The sequence below is a fragment of the Acinetobacter sp. NigerLNRRAM0016 genome, assembly GCF_054112845.1.
Map to the genome: position 1 here is coordinate 1 of NZ_JBSYVT010000033.1, position 18,522 is coordinate 18,522.

The window sequence follows — 18,522 nt, forward strand, 5'->3', positions numbered from 1 at the left end:
TCCTGCGCTTCTCACTCATTTTATGCTAAATCTGATGAATACAAAAATTATAAACTGAGGGTTAGCGTGCTGAATACCTTATTACAATTACTTGGCGGGATCGGCTTATTTCTGTTGGGCATGAATCTCATGACGGATAGTTTAAAAGCACTCGCAGGTGAGGCATTAAGACAATGGCTGGTTCGCTTTACAGATTCTCCGTTAAAAGCGATGTTCTCGGGGATCACCCTTACAATGGTGGTACAGTCATCGACTGCGACGACATTGGCAACCATTGGCTTTGTCAGTGCAGGGGTTTTAACATTTAGCAATGCGATAGGCGTCATTATTGGAGCCAATATTGGAACGACCAGTACAGGTTGGATGGTGGCTTTACTCGGTTTAAAATTTTCAATCGCAAAGCTAGCCTTACCCTTGATTGCAGTCGGGGCAATTCTAAAATTACTTGCACAAGATCGGCTGGCCTTATTTGGCATGACCATCGCTGGATTTGGGTTGCTTTTCTTTGGTATTGATGTATTACAGCAAGCGATGTCGGCTGTTGCAGATAGTGTAGATTTAAGTCGCTGGTCTGCAGACAGTCTTTTGGGAAGTCTACTGCTGGTCCTGATTGGTCTGGTGATGACAATCCTCTTGCAATCTTCAAGTGCAGCGATTACCGCGACTTTAGCAGCCTTAGCCAGTCAGGCGATTAATTTAGAACAGACCTTAACGCTTGTGATTGGGCAAAATGTTGGAACGGTATTAACTGCGATATTAGCCGCAATTGGTGCGACAGCCAGCGCTAAACGTACGGCAGCCGTACATGTTATTTTTAATGCAATTACCGCAATTTTTGCTTTCGTACTGCTATTACCTGCTTTTTTATGGACGTTTCAGCATGTGAGTTATGTTCATTCGATAGATCCTGTATTAATTGTGGCTGCTTTTCACACGTGCTTTAGTTTGTTGGGGGCTTTAATTTTTATGCCCTTTATTGGTAAATTTGAGCAGATCTTGGTTAAATTAATTCCAGAACATGAAGTCTCATTAACACGCTACTTGGATGATTCTTTATATAGTGTGCCTGCGTTAGCGATTGCGGCTACAGAGCGTGTGTTACTGCAATCAATTGTTGATATCTACCGATTATTGATTAAATTTATTCGTGGTGAAATTATCTCACCAATCATCAATACCAATGAGCTTGATGCGACCCTAAAAAAAGTAGAAGCCTATTTAGAACAAATGGAAGTTCCACAATCCTCAGCAGATCAACAGCGTTTGATTCTTTTGTTAAGATTGCTGGTGTATGTTCGTGTGTTAAGAAATGATTTAAATGAAGTGGCACAAGTCGATTTACTCAAAAAGCAGCAAATTTTACAAGAATTACCGAATGTACTTGCTGAGCACCTAGAGCGGCAGATTGTTTATTTACAAGCCGAACCTTTTGCTAAATTTCCAAGTGATTTTGTTGAAGAGTTAGTGCAACTTGAGCAGTTTAGTGCTGAACAACAAGGCTTTTTACGACAAAAAATCATGCACGCCTCAGTGAACCATCAGTTGACCGCTTCCCAAACGTTAGAATTGTTGGCAGCGCAACGCTGGATCGTACATTTGATTGCACATACGCAGCGTGTTGCTGTCCTGTTAAAACAGGAAGAGGCTACTGAATAGCATTTAATTGGCGCCGAGCATGTTTTAGAGCTGTTCTCAGCCCTTCTTCTACAGTCGGATGATAAAACGGTTTTTCAAGAAGTTGATCAAGCGTACAGTCTTCAGAAATCATCCAGCAGAGTAAGTGGGCAATATGCTCCGCTGAGGCCATGAGTAATTCTGCACCTAATATTTTATGCGTCTCGGCGTGGACATAGACTTCGAGTGCCCCATAATTTTTAGCTAGAACCTGTGCACGACCTTGACGTTCATAGGAGACATAGCCTGTCACAAAAGGCACGTCCTGATTTTTAAGTTGTTTGTAGTTTTGTCCTACGATCGCCATTTCTGGTTCACAAAATACAATCCCGATAGAGGTTAAATTGCGAATGCTTTGTCTCTGTTGTAGGTTTAAGCAGTTTAAAACGGTTCGGCGTCCTTCATGGGCTGCTTCATGCTGAATAGGTGTAGTCGTGTGCGCATCACCAACAATAAAGATTGGATATTCACCTAGTTGTTTCGTTTCAGGATGAACAGGCAAATTTTTTAGTTCGCTGAATTGGGAGTCTATATTTTCTAATTTTAAGCTATCTAATAAGGTCCGACGACCTGTTGCTACCAGTAAATAGTCGACTAGGAGGCTTTGATCTTGATTATCTTCTCGAAAGTTAATTTTTACACCAGCATCAGTATTTTTTACGTGTGTGGGTAAGACTTCGAACTTTAACTCAAGTTCTTGATTTAAAATTTCCTGTGCCAGTGTTTGTAAGGCTGGGCTGGTGAGTGTGCCGACTTTACGGCTGCGGGCAAAAATCGTAGTTTTTACTCCGAGTCGCTGCAAGGCTTGAGCAAGTTCCAGTGCAATCACACCACTTCCAATCACAGCAATTGATTGAGGTAATTGTTCAAGTTCAAAGATGTCATCGGAAGTGATGAGTTTAGATCCTAATTCCTTTTTCCACGCAAGATCAAAACTTGGTGTTGACCCCACGGCAAGAATAAAGCTTCGGGCTTGGTAACGTTCCTGATTGACTTCAATTGTGGAACCATCAATAAAGTGAGCGTGCCCAGATATTTTATGGCTTGCTTCCCAGCGAGCTACATCTTTTAAGGTTGATTGTGAAAAACGGTCTCTAAATTGACGAACATGCGACATGACGAATTTTGTGTCTGTTTCTAATTGGGCTGATATGCCAAATTTATCTAATGATTGAGCATCATGTAATTGGTTTGCTGCTGAAATGAGTACTTTGCTCGGCATACAACCTACACGTGCACAGGTAGTATCCCAAGGACCATGGTTAATAATCAGTATATTTGAAGTATGTTTAATCGCTTCTTTATACGCAGCCTGACCAGCTGTGCCTGCACCAATAATAATTATGTCGTACATAGTCGTTATTATTTAACAGATCTGTTCTAAGACTAACACAGTTGAACATTTGGTATGACTTTATTTACATAAAGCTACTTATATGATTACATACTGCCAATTAACAATTTTAATTACTACTTTTGAACAAAAATGTTCGGGGAATTTTGATGAATAATAAACAAATTGGTCTAAAACTGTCGACTATTGCGTTATGTGTTTTGTTAGCGAGTTGCGGGGGGGGAGGAAGTGATGGCTATTTTGAAAATAATAATTCAGGTGGAGTTTCTACTGGTGGAAGTACTTCTACTGCTGCCGTAAATATTGGTGTAATTTCACTTTATGATGTTAACGGTAAGGCTACAACAGCTGTCAATATTGCAGGAGCAACAGCGAAAGTTAAAGTGACTGACTCTTCTGGAAAGGGAATTAGTGGTGCTTTAGTAACGTTTACTGGTGGCGGAGTTGAGTTTGGAACAACCAATGGTGCCGTCTTAACAAATGCAGAGGGTATTGCGAGTATTGCAATTAAACCTGAAAGTATGACTGATACAGGAAGTTATCAACTTTCAGCAACTGCAGAATATGATGGTAAAACGGCTACTTCGAATCCATTTTATTTTACGCTTCAAGCAGCAAATATTCTGTTAGCGAATATGACAGCAGTTAATGCAAGTCTTGAGTCTGGGGCATCTACAAATATTAATTTGAAAACACAAGATGCAAGTAGTGGTGAAAATCAAAATAATGTGTCCGTCAACTTTACTACGAGTTGCGGAACTTTTGATAATTCTTCAGTTTTGTCTTCAAATCAAGGTGATGTGACAACTACTTATAAAGCTATAGATGCAAACGGTAAACTTTGTGAAGGTGCACAATCCATTACTGCAACTGCTAACAATGCGACAGTCTCTAAAACTATTAGTGTAAATATTGCTTCTATTGAAGCAAACTCACTCGTTTATACATCGGATGCAGTTAATTTAGGAATTCAAAGTAGTGGCTCAGCATCTAGTGGTCAAATAGAGTTTACAGTGTATGCAAATGGAGTTCCAGCTGCAAATAAAGATGTAAATATTGAACTTATACGTGGTCCAGAAGGACTAAGTTTTGTGACTTTCGGAAATACAGCAACGAAGACTGTAAAAAGTGATTCTACTGGAAAAATTCTTATCAACCTTTACCCTGGTAATAAACCTGGTCCTGTAGAGATTAAAGCGACATTAGTTTCAAATGCTAATGTATATGCTTTATCTAAAAATGTAGCGATTTCTACAGGACGCGTTACTCAGGATGGTTTAAGTATTTCAGTTTCTAAGAATTCACTACAAAATGATAAAGATGGAGATACTGCAACTGTAGTTGCGCGAATGGTAGATCGCGTGGGTAACCCTGTGCCTGATGGAACAGTGATTAGTTTCCTTGCTGAAGGTGGAAGCATTACGCCGAATTGTTCATCTTCGTCAGGTTCGTGTTCAGTGACATTAACTACGCAAAATCCACGCCCTGTTGATAACCGTGTAACGGTATTGGCTTATGTAGAAGGGGATAAGTCATTTATCGATATCGATGGTGATAATGTTTATACTGCGGCTGTTGATAAGCTACAAGATAAATATGGAAATAGTACGAATATTGGTGACTTTTTCCGCGATGATAATGAAGACAATGCTTATAATGCAAATTTAGGTGAGTTTATTTATAAACGTGGAGCTACAGGTGCATGTGGTACATCCACAATGTCACAACCGAATGTAAGTGGAACATGTGACACTAATTTGGATGCTGTAATTCGCCAACAGTTAATTTTTGCCTTTGCTAGTGATACTCCTACGTTTTATGGAATCACGGGGGTGAATTCCACAATGACTGATATTACGTCTAATATCTTTACGTTCCAAGTTTATGGGAATAGTGCAAAGACTGTACCTATGCCATCTGCAACAACAGTTGCCGTTACAGTAAAAGACAATACGGATAATGGCTTGGCATGCGAGGCAGATATTTTAGAGGGTGCTGTTACTGTGCCAAATGTGGTTGCTATGTTGTCACCTGCAACTTTCGCATTAGATACTAATGAGGGTGTCAAATACACTGCAAGATTACTAAAATGTGCGGCTGGTGATGATGTGAAAATTACGATTACCACCCCAAATAAAGTAACGACCAGAACGGTTACACTAGATTAATATTGATAAAAAAACAGCGCTACGGCGCTGTTTTTTTTTTTGAGCTAAAATTTAAATTGCTGTACCGACACTCACCCCAACAGTCGGGCGAACGTTCATGGAACTACAAGCAGATAAGAGTAACGTACATATTACGACAACCATTATTTTATTCATGCAATAAACCTTGCTTAAGTGCTTCATTAAATAATTCGCTGGAGCGATGACCGCTTTTACAAATCATTAAAATGGGTTTAGGAAGTTCGTTATAGTACTTTGAAAACTCGATGATATCTGTTTGTGTAATTTTACCGTTATCGATGGGTTGGTAAATGACGCTCACATGGGATTGCTCTGCAATATTCCGTAACTGGCTGACGGAAATATTGTTTCCCATTTCCTGATCGGGTCGATTGACAATCACCGACTTAAACCCTTGTTTTAACAAGAGTCGAAAGGTTTTATCATCCAACTGACCAGAGATGGTAAGGTTTTCGCTCAGTGCTTGTGGTGTTTGGGCTTTCTGAGCGAAAAGCGCTGTGCTATTCAGTAAGGTGCTACACAAAATGCATGTAGCAAAGAACCGCTTAATCATCCAGCAAATCCATTTGTTTTGCCAGTTGATATAGATTGTTAGAACGATTGCCTGTACGGCAGAACATTAAAACAGGTTTTGGAAGCTCATTGAAATGATTGGCAAAAGTGCGTACATCGAGCTCAGTAATTTGACCAGCAACGACAGGTTGATAAACATAATCGAGTCCTGCTGTGCGAGCGGCTTCTTCAATTTGGGCGCTGGTTGGTTGCTCAGGTCCACCTTCCATATCAGGGCGATTGTTGATAATGGATTTAAATCCTTTTTCGACAACTTGTTCAACATGCTCAGGGCCAATTTGACCTGCGAAGCCTACATTTTCGCTCATTGTGTCACTCCATCATCCAATTAAACAATATATGCTTTATGATAGCATTAAGCTGATTGCACTGTTGAATCAGTTGAAATTTTTATAAACGATTACAACCATAAAATAACGTACTGGAGCGCGTATGTACGCTTACACGGTCGAGCCTTTATATGTCAAAAGTGGTCAAGATGTTCTTGCAGCAGATTTTTATCGACCGAAAACAGAGCAAAAACCCGCGGTCATTTTGATGGCACATGGCTTGGCAGGTTTGCGTCAGTTTAAATTGGTGCAATATGCAAAACAATTTGCCCAAGCGGGTTATGCCGTGGTGTTGTTTGATTATCGGTATTGGGGTGGGAGCACAGGTCGACCACGTGAACTGGTGTCTATCAAATCACAATTAGAAGATTGGCGAACCATGATTGCACATCTTCTCGAGCGAAAATCGATTGATTCACGCCGGATTGTTTTGTGGGGGACGGCACTGAGTGGTGGCTATGTCTTAACTCTAGCCAGTGAATTGAAAAATATTCAGGCGGTGATGGTACAAGTCCCGATGGTGGATGGTAGTGAACTGGCAAAACTCTATCCGATTCCACAACTGCCGAAAGCCTTGAAAATTTCTAGCCAAGATTATATGGGTGGCAAAGTGGGGATGGCTGCGAAAACATTGCCTGTAGTGAGTTTAACCGAATTAAGTTTTATGCCGACCGTAGACAGTTATACGGGATACTCATCGATTGTACATCCTGACTATTTTTGGAGTGGTGAAATTCCAGCACGGGTTTTCTTTAATCTGATTCGTTATCGTCCCATTCAGGAGCTGCGAAAAATTAATATTCCTGTGCTGTTTATTGCGGCTAAAGAAGATAGTTTAATGCCGATTGCGTCGAGTCGTGAGGCGGCGACGAATATTGCTCCTTATGTGCAATACTATGAATGGGAGATGAAACATTTCGATATTTATCATCATCCATGGTTTGAAAAAGCCATTTCGACCCAATTAGAATTCTTACATCAACATATTGGAGTCAGCTCATGATTATTGTATGCCCATCTTGTTTGGCGAAGAATCGCGTGCCTGAAGAAAAAATCGAGTCACAACCCAGTTGCGGCCAATGCCATCAAGCTTTAATTCCTTTAGCCCCGATTGATTTAAATGAGCAGAATTTTAGCCAGTTCATCACGCACAGTGATTTACCCATTTTGATTGATTTATGGGCAGAGTGGTGCGGACCGTGTAAAATGATGGCTCCTCATTTCGCAGCCGTGGCAAAACAGAACCCTCGTGTGATTTTTGCCAAAATTAATACTGAAGAGTCTCCTCGTTTAAGCAGCGCTTTTCATGTGCGGAGTATTCCAACCCTCGTGTTGATGAATAAAACCACTGAAATTGCTAGAATAAGCGGTGCGCTTAGATCGAGTGAACTGCAACAGTGGCTGGATCAACATTCAAATGTCTAATGCCTAGTCAAAGCACAATAGGCTTGGAGAAATCGTGTCAGATATTCATGTGAAACCAGAAGGGACTTTATCTCTTCAAACCATCGCGATGCCAGCGGATACCAACTGGAGTGGTGATGTATTTGGTGGCTGGATTGTGTCACAAATGGACTTGGCTGGAGCAATCCATGCAGAACGCTTTAGTAAAGGGCGTTGTGCAACAATTTCGATTAATCAAATGACTTTTCTGGTGCCAGTAAAAGTTGGGGATGTGATTAGTTGTTATACCAAAATTTTAAAAGTGGGCAATACTTCAATTCAGATGCAAATTGAAGTTTGGGATAGCCATGACAGTTCGCGTGAAGCGAAACGCGTTACTGAAGGGGTGTTCACCTTTGTTGCCGTCGATGTAAAAGGCAATAAACGTCAAATTCCTGAAGAAGTGAAGCAGAAGTTTATGAGCACTCAATCTGCTTAAGCTTCAATAAAAAAAACCAGCAATGCGCTGGTTTTTTTATGCCTCTATCTATTTTAAGCCGACTTACGTTTCGGTAACCACGCCCACAGCATTTGGCATTGAATCGGTTCATTGCCTGCATCATCAATCACGGTTACAGGAATCAGCAATTCACCTTTTTCCTGCTCGGCAATTAACTTTTGCTGTTTTGGACTTAAACTGGCTGTCGCGGTGAGTCCACCTTGTGCAACTTTTAAATAATCGACATGTAAGGTTTTAATCAGCAAAATACGATGATCTGGAACATGTAAACCCGTTAAAAATCCAGTTGCAGTTTCAGCCAATAAAGCCATTGCCGCTGCATGTACGCCCTTAATGTGGTTTTGCATGTTGCGTTGATTTTCAATACGCACCACCACATGATGTTGATCGACTGCGAGGTAACGAATATTGGCTGTGCCGACCATCGGCACAATACGACCAAAAGCTTTGCTCCAAAGCGTACTTCGAATTCCTTGTGGAAACTTTGAAGTGGCTTTGACCAGTTTGGATAAACGATTGCCTTGTGTCATATCATGCCTCTAGATGCTGAATGACTTCACATTAGTCTTTAAAGTTATTAAATTGCAATGGAAGTCCAAATTGTTGTTCACGCAGAAAATTCATTACTTGCTGTAAAGTATCGCGTTTTTTATCGGTCACACGAATTTTGTCACCTTGAATAGATGATTGCACTTTAATACCGCTTTCTTTAATGGCTTTATTAATTTTTTTCGCAGTATCTGAGTCAAGACCATCTTTCAGTTTAATTACCTGAACCACGTTTTTGCCCGAAGCCGTCGCTTTTTGCGGGTCTAAAGCTTGTACATCGACTTTACGCTTATAGAAATGGTTTTCCAGCATGTTATAGACTTGCTCACACTGGAAATCACTTTCTGTGCTAATTTTAATTTCTTTTGATTTTTCATTGAGTTCAATTGAAACATCTTGCCCGCGGAAGTCAAAACGCGTTGCAATTTCTTTTTGAGTGTTCTGAACTGCATGATTTACTTCAAAAATCTCTAATTCTGAAACAATATCGAACGATGGCATAGAATAGACCTTTACAAATGGAAAGAATATCTGAGATGCTAGGGATGTTTTCTTCATTTGCCAAGTGTTGTTTACATCAAAGGAGTGCGCAATGATCCGTAAACAAGAAATTACAACATTTGAGTTCCCAGACGATGCCATCATCTGGGATGTCCGTGACGCTAGTGCATATGCTGAAGCCCATGTAAAGGGTGCAGTTAATCAGCCAATCACGGGCCTGTCAGCAGACTGCTTAACTCAGGTGTCTGCGGATCAGACCATTTACATTTTGTGTGGTGGTGGAAGTAAGGCTCCCCGTGCTGCTGAACTTCTTGATGGTTTAGATAATTCACGTGAGTATGTGGTCCTGATGGGCGGTACACGAGCTGCACGTGATGCAGGTTTACCTTTAGAACAAGGAACCTGATCAAAAAAAGCGCCTTTTGGCGCTTTTTTTGTAAATGAAGAAGAGAACAATAAATACCGCAATAAAAAGAAAGTTAATTTTCAGTCTGCGCATTCAGCTGAGCATTAAAATACGGTTTCTTCGGTTTAGTTTTTTTGACAAAACGCTGAATATCCAGTTTTTTCAAAAGTGAACTCGGAACAGGGCAGGCTTCTGAAAGAATTTTGGCAGCCAAAATTTCACTACACAGGGGCGCAAACAAAAAGCCCTTAGAACCTAAGCCAGCCAAACTATAAATTTCAGTAGCTTCATCCAAGCGACCTAAGACAGGGAAGTAGTCTTGGGTTTGTGCACGCACGGATGCACGACCTTGCCAAGTCGAGGTTGCTGGCAGGGATTGTGCATAATTTGGGAAGACACTGTGGATAAGATTGAAGTTATGTACATGGTCTTCGACCAGGACCTCACTATCCTCCCGATTCGGATAAAAGGATGCACCCAAAATCAATTGTTCAGGATTCAGCTGCATACAATAACCGCCATAGCTATACGCCTGATCGCTCGCTAAGGCATGTTCTGAATTTTCCACCCAACTGACCTGACCACGAATGGGTTTCAATACGGGATAGTGCTCAAAAAAGGCTTGGCTTTGACGCGCACAGCAGACAATCACATGATCAAAATCACCTAAATGCTGATCCTGTGAATCAAAGACTTGTAGTGTATCATCAGAGACAAAATTCTTGATCGTCGCTTGCTGAAATTGAATCAAAGGGTGTTGCAGCATTTGATCTCGTAAAGCATGCGGGGAGACCACTCCTGCTTGTAACAGTTTTAAGCTCGGGAATTCGGTGGCCATGCCACAGTCCTGAGCCGAGCTGGTACTCAGTACTTGCTGAGGATATTCATTGGCTAAACCCAGTAAATCCTCTGCATTTTTGAGCGCCATTTGATTGACTTGTATCGGGCGGAAGGCCTGAAAGTAGGCATAATGCCGTAGTGCATGTTGCCATGCCAAAGTCATCAAATGTTCATGGCTTTGTTCAATCGGACATAGTTTAGGATTAAGCAAAGCCAAAGGATTTCCTGAGCCGCCTGCGAGTGGCGCAGTTTGGTCATAGAGCGTCACTGCATGCCCGCGCTGTGCAAAGGCCCAAGCACAGCTTAAACCTGCGATTCCTGCGCCAATAATGGCAATTTGACGTTGCTTGGTGCTGATTGGCTTGGAGGCCTCAGTCGTCATTTGATGCGGTTCAGTGTCGCTTTTAGCATCAAGCGTTGGCTTTAACCAACAAGCTTTAAGCATTTCCCGTTTATGCCCAAAACCACGTGGGCGAGTAATCTGAATACCATGCTGCTTTAGCCCGCGTTTTAACACGCCAGCCACGCTGAATGAGGCAAACGTGGTGCCATAGTCAGAGAGCCGTACAATATGATTCAACACTTGCTCTTGCCACATGTCGGGATTACAAGACGGTGCGAAACCATCGAGGAACCAAGCATCTACAGGGTGGAATTTCTGCATCTGTGGAAAAACGTCATGTGCATCACCGAACCAAAGATCTAGGCTAAAGCGTTCTTCAGGAAAGCTTAGGCGATGGCAGCCTGCAAGCGGCAACGGATATTGTTGAATCAGTTGATCGGCTAAAGGCTTGAGTTCGGGCCACGCATTCAGTGCACGAATCAGATCGGGTTTGGAAAGTGGAAATTTTTCCACACTCATGGCATGCAGGTGACTATGGTTATCGGGACGACAGTATTGCCACATTTGCCACAATGCCAAAATATTTAAACCCGTACCAAAGCCTGTTTCACCAATCGAAAAATATTGGTAGTCCGTTAAATTGGCTAAACGTGTGGCGAGATCATTGCCATGCAGGAACACATGGCGGGTTTCGAGTAAACCATTGTCTTTGGAAAAATAGACATCGCCAAATTGTTTAGAAACAGGCACCTCGATGCCATCAACCTGATGCCAATCGAGTTCAGCGGTCTGTATTGCGTGAGACAAAAGTTTTAACCTTTAAATGAAAGCGTGGAAAATTACCATTGGCGACGACGTTTGGTTTGCGCATAACTGGCAATCAGGAAGCCTAGCAGCACACCCACTGCAAGTGTCACCGCGCCGTAAATAAACATTTGCGCGCTGCGTTCACTTTGCAGGACTTGCACCTGTACACCCAAATTATCATTCTTTAACTGTAATTCCTGATTTTGTGCCAATGCCTCTAAGTTGGCTTTTTCCAACTGTTGCAAGCGCATGGATTGGTCTTTGACCAAGGCTTTAATTTTTAAATCTTGTAAGGCTTTATTCTTGGCAAGTTGTTCTGCAGTAAGGGGCTGTGCCTCTTGCGGCTGACCATTTGGATTCACTGTGGCTACTGCGGGAATGACACGCGGTTTATCCGCAGGAAGTGTATGTGGCGCTGTTGGTGCTGGTGCAGCAGGTGCAGCAGGCGCTACAGCAGGAGCTGGAGTTGTTGCAGGTTCTACCGCCCAAGCCGTAGAACATAAAAGAGAAAGACCCAGTAAACTAGGAGCAACAGCGCGCATGAATGTTATCCTTTAGGAAACGCTTTGTTAAACGGTTTAACCTCGATTTTTGCATAGACGCCTTCTTTCAAGAACGGCTCATCTTGCAGCCAAGCATCGAGTGCTTCACGGCTATCGAAATCTACAATAATGGTACTTCCGTAAAAACCTGCCTGTGGATTACTTGGATCTTTTGGCATCGCACCTGCGACGATTAAGCGACCTTCAGCATCTAATTGTTCTAAACGTGCAAGATGTTGAGGGCGTACCGCAAGGCGTTTTTCTACAGTACCGTCTTGATCGGTACAGGTCACAACAAATAATGGCATGATGATTCTCAGCGCGCTAAACGAATATTAATCTTCAGAGGACTTAAAGTATTTACGCAATACAATAAACTGGATAATGATAAAGGAAAACATCACCAGCATGTCACCAAAAGCGGTAAATTCACCCCAATATTTTCCGTTCATAAATAAGAAAGCGAAAAATACATGCAAGCCAGACATCACCGCAAACATGGCTGCCCAAGCATAATTCAGTCTTTTCCAGCCTTGCTCACCCAAATTAAAAATGGGAGCAAATAATCGCTTAATTAAAGGGGTACGATCCTTACTAAAATAAGGCGATAACAGGAAAGCACCTGCAAAAACCATATTCAAAATGGCTGCTTTGAGGCGAATATAGAAATCATCACTGAGCATCAGGGTAATGCCACCAAAAATGACCGTCATAAACAGCACAATCCACTGCTGTTTATCCAAACGGAATTTCTGCATGATGAACAGAGCGCCATACACCACCAACATGGAAAGGATTAAACCTGTTGTTGCGACCAAGATATTATTATTGTCTACGCCACCAGCGGAACCAATCAATTGAAGGAGAGGGTGCTGAGTGTCTTTCGGATCTACCGTCTTATATAAATAAAAGAAAATAATGAGTGGCACAAAGTCTAAAAGTGCTTTCATGTTAGAGTATCTGAATCTGTTTAATAAAGTGGCTTAGTATAAGTGATGCTTGGCGTAGATTTACATACACATAGTAATATTTCTGATGGAACTTTGTCACCAGAACAACTGGTGCATGCCGCGCATGAAAAAGGCATCCATACGTTAGCCTTGACCGACCACGATACTATGGACGGTTTGGCTATGGCTGCACAGATTGCACATGGCTATGACATGAAGTTAATTTCTGGGGTCGAGATTTCCAGTCAATGGTCACGTCTAGCCACAAAGAAAAGCTATAGCGTACATATTGTTGCGTTGAATATGCAGCAGCCTGAACCCTTATTGGCGGTGTTGGAACAACAAAAGCAGATCCGTGCCGAACGTGCAGCGCAGATTTGTAGTTTGCTAACCCCACTGATTGGTCAGGATATTTATGCCGATGTGCTGGCGAAAGTTGATGGCGAGGCTGACAGAATTACACGGACCCATATCGCCAAAACTTTGGTAGAAAAAGGCATCGTAAGTCGTGTGCAGCAAGCCTTTGATAAATATATCAAGGAAGGTAAAAAGGCCTATGTGAAGTTTGATGGTTTGGGACTAGAAGAAACCATTCAGGCCATTCATGCCAGCCGTGGCTTTGCTGTTTTGGCGCATCCGACCCGCTATGATTTATCTGCCACCAATGTACGTTACCTCATTGAGTTATTTGCACAATCGGGTGGAGATGCCGTGGAATTACCGCCACAGATTGACCCGCCTGCAACACGGCAGATGGTGGATCGCATGATTGCGGAATATGGCTTAAAGGTTTCGGTAGGCAGTGACTTTCATGGTGAAAATATGCCGTGGATTAAATTGGGACATATTCCTGTCGTCAAAGCGGGGCAAGTAGGGATTTGGGAAAGCTTTGTCTAGGATGTAAAGCGCTGACTCACGGGAGTTTGAACAGGAACTTCGTGAGTCAGGTTAAAGATTGGCTTAAAGCAGATTATGATCTCGTGCTTGAATCGGCGGTGGTGTTGGTTTGCCTAAAGTACCGAGCAATTCAATTTCAATGGTACGCACCATGGCATCTAAAGGTAAGTCATTACTTTGCGTGCCAAACGGTTCTTCAATCTCTGAACTTAAGGCATCTAAACCTAAAAAGGTATAGGCTAAAATGCCCACCAATAAAGGCGTCGCCAAGCCTAAGGTTGCACCCAGACTAAAGGGCAACATGAAACAAAAGAAATATACGGTACGGTTTAGGAGTACCGAATAAGCAAAGGGTAAAGGCGTCGTCGCAATACGGTCACAGCCTGTTTGCACCAAACTCATTTCCGCCACATGTTCATTCATTTGCGCATAAATAATGTCGGAGATTTCACCTTCTTTTAGGGCTTGCATTAGCTCCCACTGAATCAGACTCAGGGTGTATTGCGGGGCGTTCACTTGTTGATAAAGTTGAGTGAGTGCTTGTTGGCTTAAGCCTGTGGTTTCGGTTAATTCGGTAGGGTTTTCGGTTTGATGGCGTAGCCGATCACGCAACACATTGGCAAACACAATTACATGCTGAATAATCCTTTCACGTCTAGCCTGACTGAGAATACGACAGTTACGGTCAAAATGTCGGGCATTTGCAATGAGCATGCCCCACAGTTTGCGTGCTTCCCACCAGCGGTCATAACAGGCGGTATTTTTAAAACCAAGGAAAATAGACAGCACCACGCCAATCAGGGTAAAGCCGACCAATGGCAGTTCTGGAAAGTGGAAATAACCTAAGTGTGATACACCACCGACGATGGTGGAAATCAGCATGACCACGCCTAAAGGAGGCAGCACTTTCGGGAGGATAGTACCGCGCCATGAAAATAATATTTTAAAGACGTCGGGTTGTTCTCGCACAATCATGTGGGGATATTCATCATTTATTTTTGCTTGATCTTCATCTGTCACTGGGCATTTGTCAATATTTGCTGAAAGGCTTTAAGTGGACTTGATTAAGCCCTGTTCAGCAAAAGAAAAACTGCCTGTCGCGGCAATCACGCAATGATCCAATAATTGTATTTCAAGCAGTTGACAGGCCTGTGCAATTTGCTGGGTCAGGGCAATATCGGCAGCCGAAGGCAGGGCATGTCCCAAGGGATGATTATGCGCAATTACAATGGAACTGGCCTGTTGTTGCAAAGCATGGCGGAGCAATTGATTCAGGGATACAGTACAGCTATTCAGTGAGCCAAAGAACAGCTTTTTAAAGTTGAGTTTACGCAATTGGCTGTCGAGACATAACACCGCAAAGACTTCCTGTGTTTCACCCAATAATTCAAAACGCAGATAATCTAACAGTTGGCTGGAATTTTGAATTTCGAGGCTGTGCTGTTGCAGTTGTTGCGCGACATAGCGCCGTCCCAGTTCTTTGACTGCCATTAGTTGAGAGTATTTGGTCGCGCCAATACCATGAAACTGACTGAGTTGTTCTAGCTGCGCATTGAGAATCGGGGCGAGTCCGCCAAAATGACCAATTAGCAGTCTGGCTAATTCAACGGCTGAATGTTGTTTAGAGCCAGAACGCAGGAAAATTGCCAAGAGTTCGGCATCGGACAGGCTATTTGCCCCTTGTTGCAATAAGCGTTCGCGTGGACGCTCTTGTTCAGGCCAATGTTTGATCGATAGATTCATTTTTGTTTAACTTTTTAGTGTTTATTATCAAGTTACGCCCCAGTCAATGTCTTGGGGATGCGGTTATTTAATGCTATTGTGAGCGCCACTGCAACAGAAAGGTATACTGTTTGTGAGCTTTGACTTAAGTGTAATTCCAAATAAAAACATCATTTTGGCTGTTACTGGCGGAATTGCAGCCTATAAAAGTGCCATCTTGGTTCGTCGACTCAAAGATCAGGGATTTAATGTGCGGGTGGTCATGACCCATGGGGCACAGGCATTTATTACTCCGCTGACTTTTCAAGCCTTGTCAGGCAATCCAGTGCATACCGAATTACTCGATCCTGAAGCTGAAGCAGGTATGGGGCATATCGAACTGGCGCGTTGGGCAGACTTGTTATTGGTTGCTCCAGCCAGCTGCGATACCTTAGCCAAATTTGCCGCAGGTTTGGCGGATGATTTACTCAGTACCCTATATCTGGCGACCAAAGCACCGGTTTGGGTTGCACCTGCAATGAATCAGCAAATGTGGGCCGCCAAAGCTACGCAACGTAATCTCAACACTTTAATTGAAGATGGCGTGCATGTGATTATGCCTGAAGCTGGTTCTCAAGCTTGTGGTGATGTCGGTTTAGGCCGTATGCCTGAGCCTGAAGATTTGGCCTATCAGGTCACTGAATATTTCCATAAAGCACAGCGTGCCATTGCCGAAAAATTCGGTCTGTTGGCGAGTAAGCATGTTGTGATTACTGCAGGTCCAACCCGAGAAGCGATTGACCCTGTGCGTTATATTTCCAATCACAGCACAGGCAAAATGGGCTTTGCTCTGGCGGCGGCTTGTTATGCTGCGGGTGCGAAAGTGACTTTAATTGCAGGTCCTGTCAGTTTGGACACACCCAATGGCGTGCGCCGTATCAATGTCTCTTCCGCGATTCAGATGTTGAATACCAGTATGCAAATGCTGGAAGAAGGCTGTGATATTTTCATTGCGACCGCGGCTGTAGCGGATTATCGTGTGGCAGAAGTCGCAGAACATAAAATTAAAAAATCAGGTGATGAGCTGAATGTCGCTTTGGTGAAAAACCCCGATATTGTTGCGACCATTGCCCAACAGCAAAAACGTCCATTTATGGTGGGTTTTGCCGCAGAAACCCGTAACGTGGAAGAATATGCAGCAGGCAAGTTGGTGGCGAAAAAGTTGGATATGATTGCCTGCAATGATGTATCCCGTGCGGATATTGGTTTTGCTTCCGATGAAAATGCCATGACCGTGTTTTTTGCCAATCAATATCACATGGACAAACGTGATTTAGAAAAAGCCTCAAAACAAGAAATTGCACAACAATTGGTAGAAGCCATGCACGATGCTTTGCAGCATCCTGAAGCCAAATAACGCTGTGAAATTTTTATGAAAATGCAACGAATCCGTTGCATTTTTTATGTATGCTACATGAGAAGAATAAAGCTGAGTGTTTGTATAAACATTCCGTATACTTTCCCTGATAAATAAACCATAGCCACAGTTTTTGATAGGACATCTCATGATTAAAAAAACTTTAGCCACCGTTGTAATGTTGTCATCTTTGGTCCTTAGCCATAGCGTTATGGCGGCAGGTTTAGAAGATGATATGAAAACCCTTGGGAAAAATTATAAAGCTTTTAATCAAGCTTCAACTCCACAAGTGGCAACCAGTGCCTTGAACAATATGCGTGGTGCAGCGGTGCATGCCAAGCAGTATAAATTGACGGCGCATACGGCTGAGAAAGTGCCAAGTTCGACGGCTTTATTCGACCAGATTATTGTCGAAATTGATAAAACCAAAACGCTGGCACAAGCAGGTAAGTTAGACGAAGCGAAAAAACAAGGGAAGAAAATTGGCGAATTACGCGACCAAGGGCACAAATACTACGCGCACTAATTGATGGTTGTGAAGCACGTTGTAGTATCCAAAACTGTACCCTGAAAAGGTACAGTTTTTTTATGGCTGATGGATAAGATCTTGGTTGCAATTGAGCATGATTCAGATTTCCAGCCTTGTGTAGAGTTGCTACATTAATAACAGAAATCTTGAAGGATTAATGGGCATGTCTTCGCAGCAACATTATCAACGGATTGCTCAAGCCATTGAGTATATCCAGCAGCATTTTCAGCATCAGCCGACTTTGGATGAAGTCGCTGCGCAGATTCATTTAAGTCCCGCTCATTTTCAGCGTCTGTTTAGTGAATGGGCAGGTACCAGCCCCAAGAAATTTTTGCAATATATCAGTTTGGAACATGCCAAATCGATTTTAAGATCGGAGCAATCGGCCTCTTTATTAGAGACGACTTTGCAAACGGGGTTGTCGAGCAGCAGTCGCTTACATGACTTATTTATTCAGATTGAAGGCATGACGCCCGCAGAGTATAAGCAGGGTGGTGCAGGACTAAAGATTCATTATCAATTTGCGGAGACTTTATTTGGTCGGGTGTTGGTGGCTTCCACCATAAAAGGCGTATGTGCCTTGTCTTTTATTGAGCAAGATGAACCTGCTTTACAAGAGTTGCGCGCCAAATTTCCCAATGCAGAATATCTACAACAAGACGATGCCATGCAGCAACGAGCCTTGGCATTGTTGACTGCACAGCCCAATTCGATTGAGCAAGTGAAATTGCATTTAAAGGGTTCAGCTTTTCAATTAAAGGTCTGGGAAAGTTTGCTTAAAATTCCTGCTGGGCAACTGGCGAGTTATGCGGATGTTGCGGCACTGATTGATCAACCGAAAGCGGCACGTGCGGTGGGAACGGCTGTCGCCCATAATCCTGTGGCATTTTTGATTCCCTGCCATCGGGTGATTCAGGCCTCAGGCGTATTGGGCAATTATCATTGGGGTACAACCCGCAAGGCTGCCATGATTGGCTGGGAAAGTGCGCAAAGCGACGCAAAGGAGCAAGAGGCTTAA

Annotated in this window: 21 protein-coding genes; 10 read left to right on the top strand and 11 right to left on the bottom strand. The window is 42.9% G+C overall.

All coding sequences use genetic code 11. From position 1 onward, the window contains the following. Positions 1-66 precede the first annotated feature (66 nt). Positions 67-1,656, top strand: a complete 1,590-nt coding sequence (locus ACWQ4X_RS15780) for a Na/Pi cotransporter family protein (RefSeq protein WP_457904282.1) — start codon at positions 67-69, stop codon at positions 1,654-1,656. On the opposite strand, the gene ACWQ4X_RS15785 is transcribed toward ACWQ4X_RS15780, so the two are convergent. Then, the gene (locus ACWQ4X_RS15785) at positions 1,646-3,028 is read right to left on the bottom strand and encodes a dihydrolipoyl dehydrogenase (protein WP_457904283.1); all 1,383 of its coding nucleotides are present in this window, start codon (positions 3,026-3,028) and stop codon (positions 1,646-1,648) included. The two genes, ACWQ4X_RS15780 and ACWQ4X_RS15785, sit on opposite strands and share 11 nt — an antisense overlap. Before the next feature lie 149 nt (positions 3,029-3,177). Here ACWQ4X_RS15785 and ACWQ4X_RS15790 point away from each other — a divergent pair, with 149 nt between their 5' ends. Then, on the top strand, positions 3,178-5,196 hold the full coding sequence (locus ACWQ4X_RS15790) for a hypothetical protein (protein WP_457904284.1): 2,019 nt from the start codon (positions 3,178-3,180) through the stop codon (positions 5,194-5,196). Between the two features lie 148 nt (positions 5,197-5,344). On the opposite strand, the gene ACWQ4X_RS15795 is transcribed toward ACWQ4X_RS15790, so the two are convergent. After that, the gene (locus tag ACWQ4X_RS15795; RefSeq protein WP_457904285.1) at positions 5,345-5,770 is read right to left on the bottom strand and encodes a beta-lactamase hydrolase domain-containing protein; all 426 of its coding nucleotides are present in this window, start codon (positions 5,768-5,770) and stop codon (positions 5,345-5,347) included. Next, positions 5,763-6,098 (bottom strand): protein tyrosine phosphatase family protein, encoded by a 336-nt coding sequence (locus tag ACWQ4X_RS15800; RefSeq protein WP_161934321.1) that lies wholly within the window; start codon positions 6,096-6,098, stop codon positions 5,763-5,765. The genes ACWQ4X_RS15795 and ACWQ4X_RS15800 overlap by 8 nt, the downstream gene beginning before the upstream one ends. 124 nt (positions 6,099-6,222) lie before the next feature. On the opposite strand from ACWQ4X_RS15800, the gene ACWQ4X_RS15805 reads away from it, so the two are divergent. The 3 genes from ACWQ4X_RS15805 (at position 6,223) to ACWQ4X_RS15815 (ending at position 8,001) form a co-directional block, all read left to right on the top strand. Further along, positions 6,223-7,122: an alpha/beta hydrolase gene (locus ACWQ4X_RS15805; RefSeq protein WP_457904286.1), complete on the top strand. Its 900-nt coding sequence runs from the start codon at positions 6,223-6,225 to the stop codon at positions 7,120-7,122. Next, a complete protein-coding gene (gene trxC / locus ACWQ4X_RS15810; RefSeq protein ID WP_100241974.1) occupies positions 7,119-7,544 on the top strand; it encodes a thioredoxin TrxC in 426 nt (141 codons plus the stop codon). Before ACWQ4X_RS15805 ends, trxC begins: the two co-directional genes overlap by 4 nt. An 88-nt stretch (positions 7,545-7,632) precedes the next feature. Beyond that, positions 7,633-8,001 carry an acyl-CoA thioesterase gene (locus tag ACWQ4X_RS15815; protein WP_216071790.1) on the top strand — a complete coding sequence of 123 codons (369 nt, stop codon included), beginning with the start codon at positions 7,633-7,635 and terminating at the stop codon, positions 7,999-8,001. Positions 8,002-8,054: 53 nt separating this feature from the next. Here the strand turns inward: ACWQ4X_RS15815 and ACWQ4X_RS15820 are convergent, their stop codons facing one another. Both ACWQ4X_RS15820 and ACWQ4X_RS15825 read right to left on the bottom strand, forming a co-directional pair. Beyond that, positions 8,055-8,552, bottom strand: coding sequence for a DUF4442 domain-containing protein (locus ACWQ4X_RS15820; RefSeq protein ID WP_457904287.1), 498 nt, complete (start codon positions 8,550-8,552; stop codon positions 8,055-8,057). Between the two features lie 31 nt (positions 8,553-8,583). Then, complete coding sequence (locus tag ACWQ4X_RS15825; protein ID WP_100241977.1) at positions 8,584-9,072, bottom strand: YajQ family cyclic di-GMP-binding protein; 489 nt, start codon at positions 9,070-9,072, stop codon at positions 8,584-8,586. A 91-nt stretch (positions 9,073-9,163) separates the two neighbouring features. Between ACWQ4X_RS15825 and ACWQ4X_RS15830 the strand changes: the two genes are divergently transcribed. After that, positions 9,164-9,478, top strand: coding sequence for a rhodanese-like domain-containing protein (locus ACWQ4X_RS15830; RefSeq protein ID WP_100241978.1), 315 nt, complete (start codon positions 9,164-9,166; stop codon positions 9,476-9,478). 73 nt (positions 9,479-9,551) lie between these two features. Here the strand turns inward: ACWQ4X_RS15830 and mnmC are convergent, their stop codons facing one another. Genes mnmC through ACWQ4X_RS15850 form a run of 4 tightly spaced genes read right to left on the bottom strand, consistent with a single transcriptional unit; the run spans position 9,552 to position 12,960 of the window. Next, positions 9,552-11,468 (bottom strand): FAD-dependent 5-carboxymethylaminomethyl-2-thiouridine(34) oxidoreductase MnmC, encoded by a 1,917-nt coding sequence (mnmC, locus tag ACWQ4X_RS15835; protein ID WP_457904288.1) that lies wholly within the window; start codon positions 11,466-11,468, stop codon positions 9,552-9,554. 32 nt (positions 11,469-11,500) lie between these two features. Beyond that, complete coding sequence (locus tag ACWQ4X_RS15840; protein WP_457904289.1) at positions 11,501-12,010, bottom strand: hypothetical protein; 510 nt, start codon at positions 12,008-12,010, stop codon at positions 11,501-11,503. 5 nt (positions 12,011-12,015) lie between these two features. Continuing rightward, positions 12,016-12,318, bottom strand: coding sequence for a YciI family protein (locus tag ACWQ4X_RS15845; protein WP_100241981.1), 303 nt, complete (start codon positions 12,316-12,318; stop codon positions 12,016-12,018). Positions 12,319-12,345: 27 nt separating this feature from the next. Then, positions 12,346-12,960, bottom strand: coding sequence for an inner membrane-spanning protein YciB (locus tag ACWQ4X_RS15850; protein ID WP_100241982.1), 615 nt, complete (start codon positions 12,958-12,960; stop codon positions 12,346-12,348). 45 nt (positions 12,961-13,005) lie between these two features. On the opposite strand from ACWQ4X_RS15850, the gene ACWQ4X_RS15855 reads away from it, so the two are divergent. After that, positions 13,006-13,857, top strand: coding sequence for a PHP domain-containing protein (locus tag ACWQ4X_RS15855; protein ID WP_457904290.1), 852 nt, complete (start codon positions 13,006-13,008; stop codon positions 13,855-13,857). A 63-nt stretch (positions 13,858-13,920) separates the two neighbouring features. On the opposite strand, the gene ACWQ4X_RS15860 is transcribed toward ACWQ4X_RS15855, so the two are convergent. Both ACWQ4X_RS15860 and radC read right to left on the bottom strand, forming a co-directional pair. After that, the gene (locus ACWQ4X_RS15860) at positions 13,921-14,832 is read right to left on the bottom strand and encodes a bestrophin family protein (protein WP_457904301.1); all 912 of its coding nucleotides are present in this window, start codon (positions 14,830-14,832) and stop codon (positions 13,921-13,923) included. A 75-nt stretch (positions 14,833-14,907) separates the two neighbouring features. Further along, positions 14,908-15,600 carry a RadC family protein gene (gene radC / locus ACWQ4X_RS15865; protein ID WP_161934328.1) on the bottom strand — a complete coding sequence of 231 codons (693 nt, stop codon included), beginning with the start codon at positions 15,598-15,600 and terminating at the stop codon, positions 14,908-14,910. A gap of 112 nt (positions 15,601-15,712) precedes the next feature. Between radC and coaBC the strand changes: the two genes are divergently transcribed. From coaBC to ACWQ4X_RS15880, 3 genes are all read left to right on the top strand, one after another. Beyond that, on the top strand, positions 15,713-16,975 hold the full coding sequence (gene coaBC, locus ACWQ4X_RS15870; RefSeq protein WP_100241985.1) for a bifunctional phosphopantothenoylcysteine decarboxylase/phosphopantothenate--cysteine ligase CoaBC: 1,263 nt from the start codon (positions 15,713-15,715) through the stop codon (positions 16,973-16,975). Between the two features lie 148 nt (positions 16,976-17,123). Then, positions 17,124-17,501 carry a cytochrome b562 gene (locus ACWQ4X_RS15875; RefSeq protein WP_457904291.1) on the top strand — a complete coding sequence of 126 codons (378 nt, stop codon included), beginning with the start codon at positions 17,124-17,126 and terminating at the stop codon, positions 17,499-17,501. A gap of 166 nt (positions 17,502-17,667) precedes the next feature. Beyond that, positions 17,668-18,522 (top strand): bifunctional transcriptional activator/DNA repair enzyme AdaA, encoded by an 855-nt coding sequence (locus ACWQ4X_RS15880; protein WP_457904292.1) that lies wholly within the window; start codon positions 17,668-17,670, stop codon positions 18,520-18,522.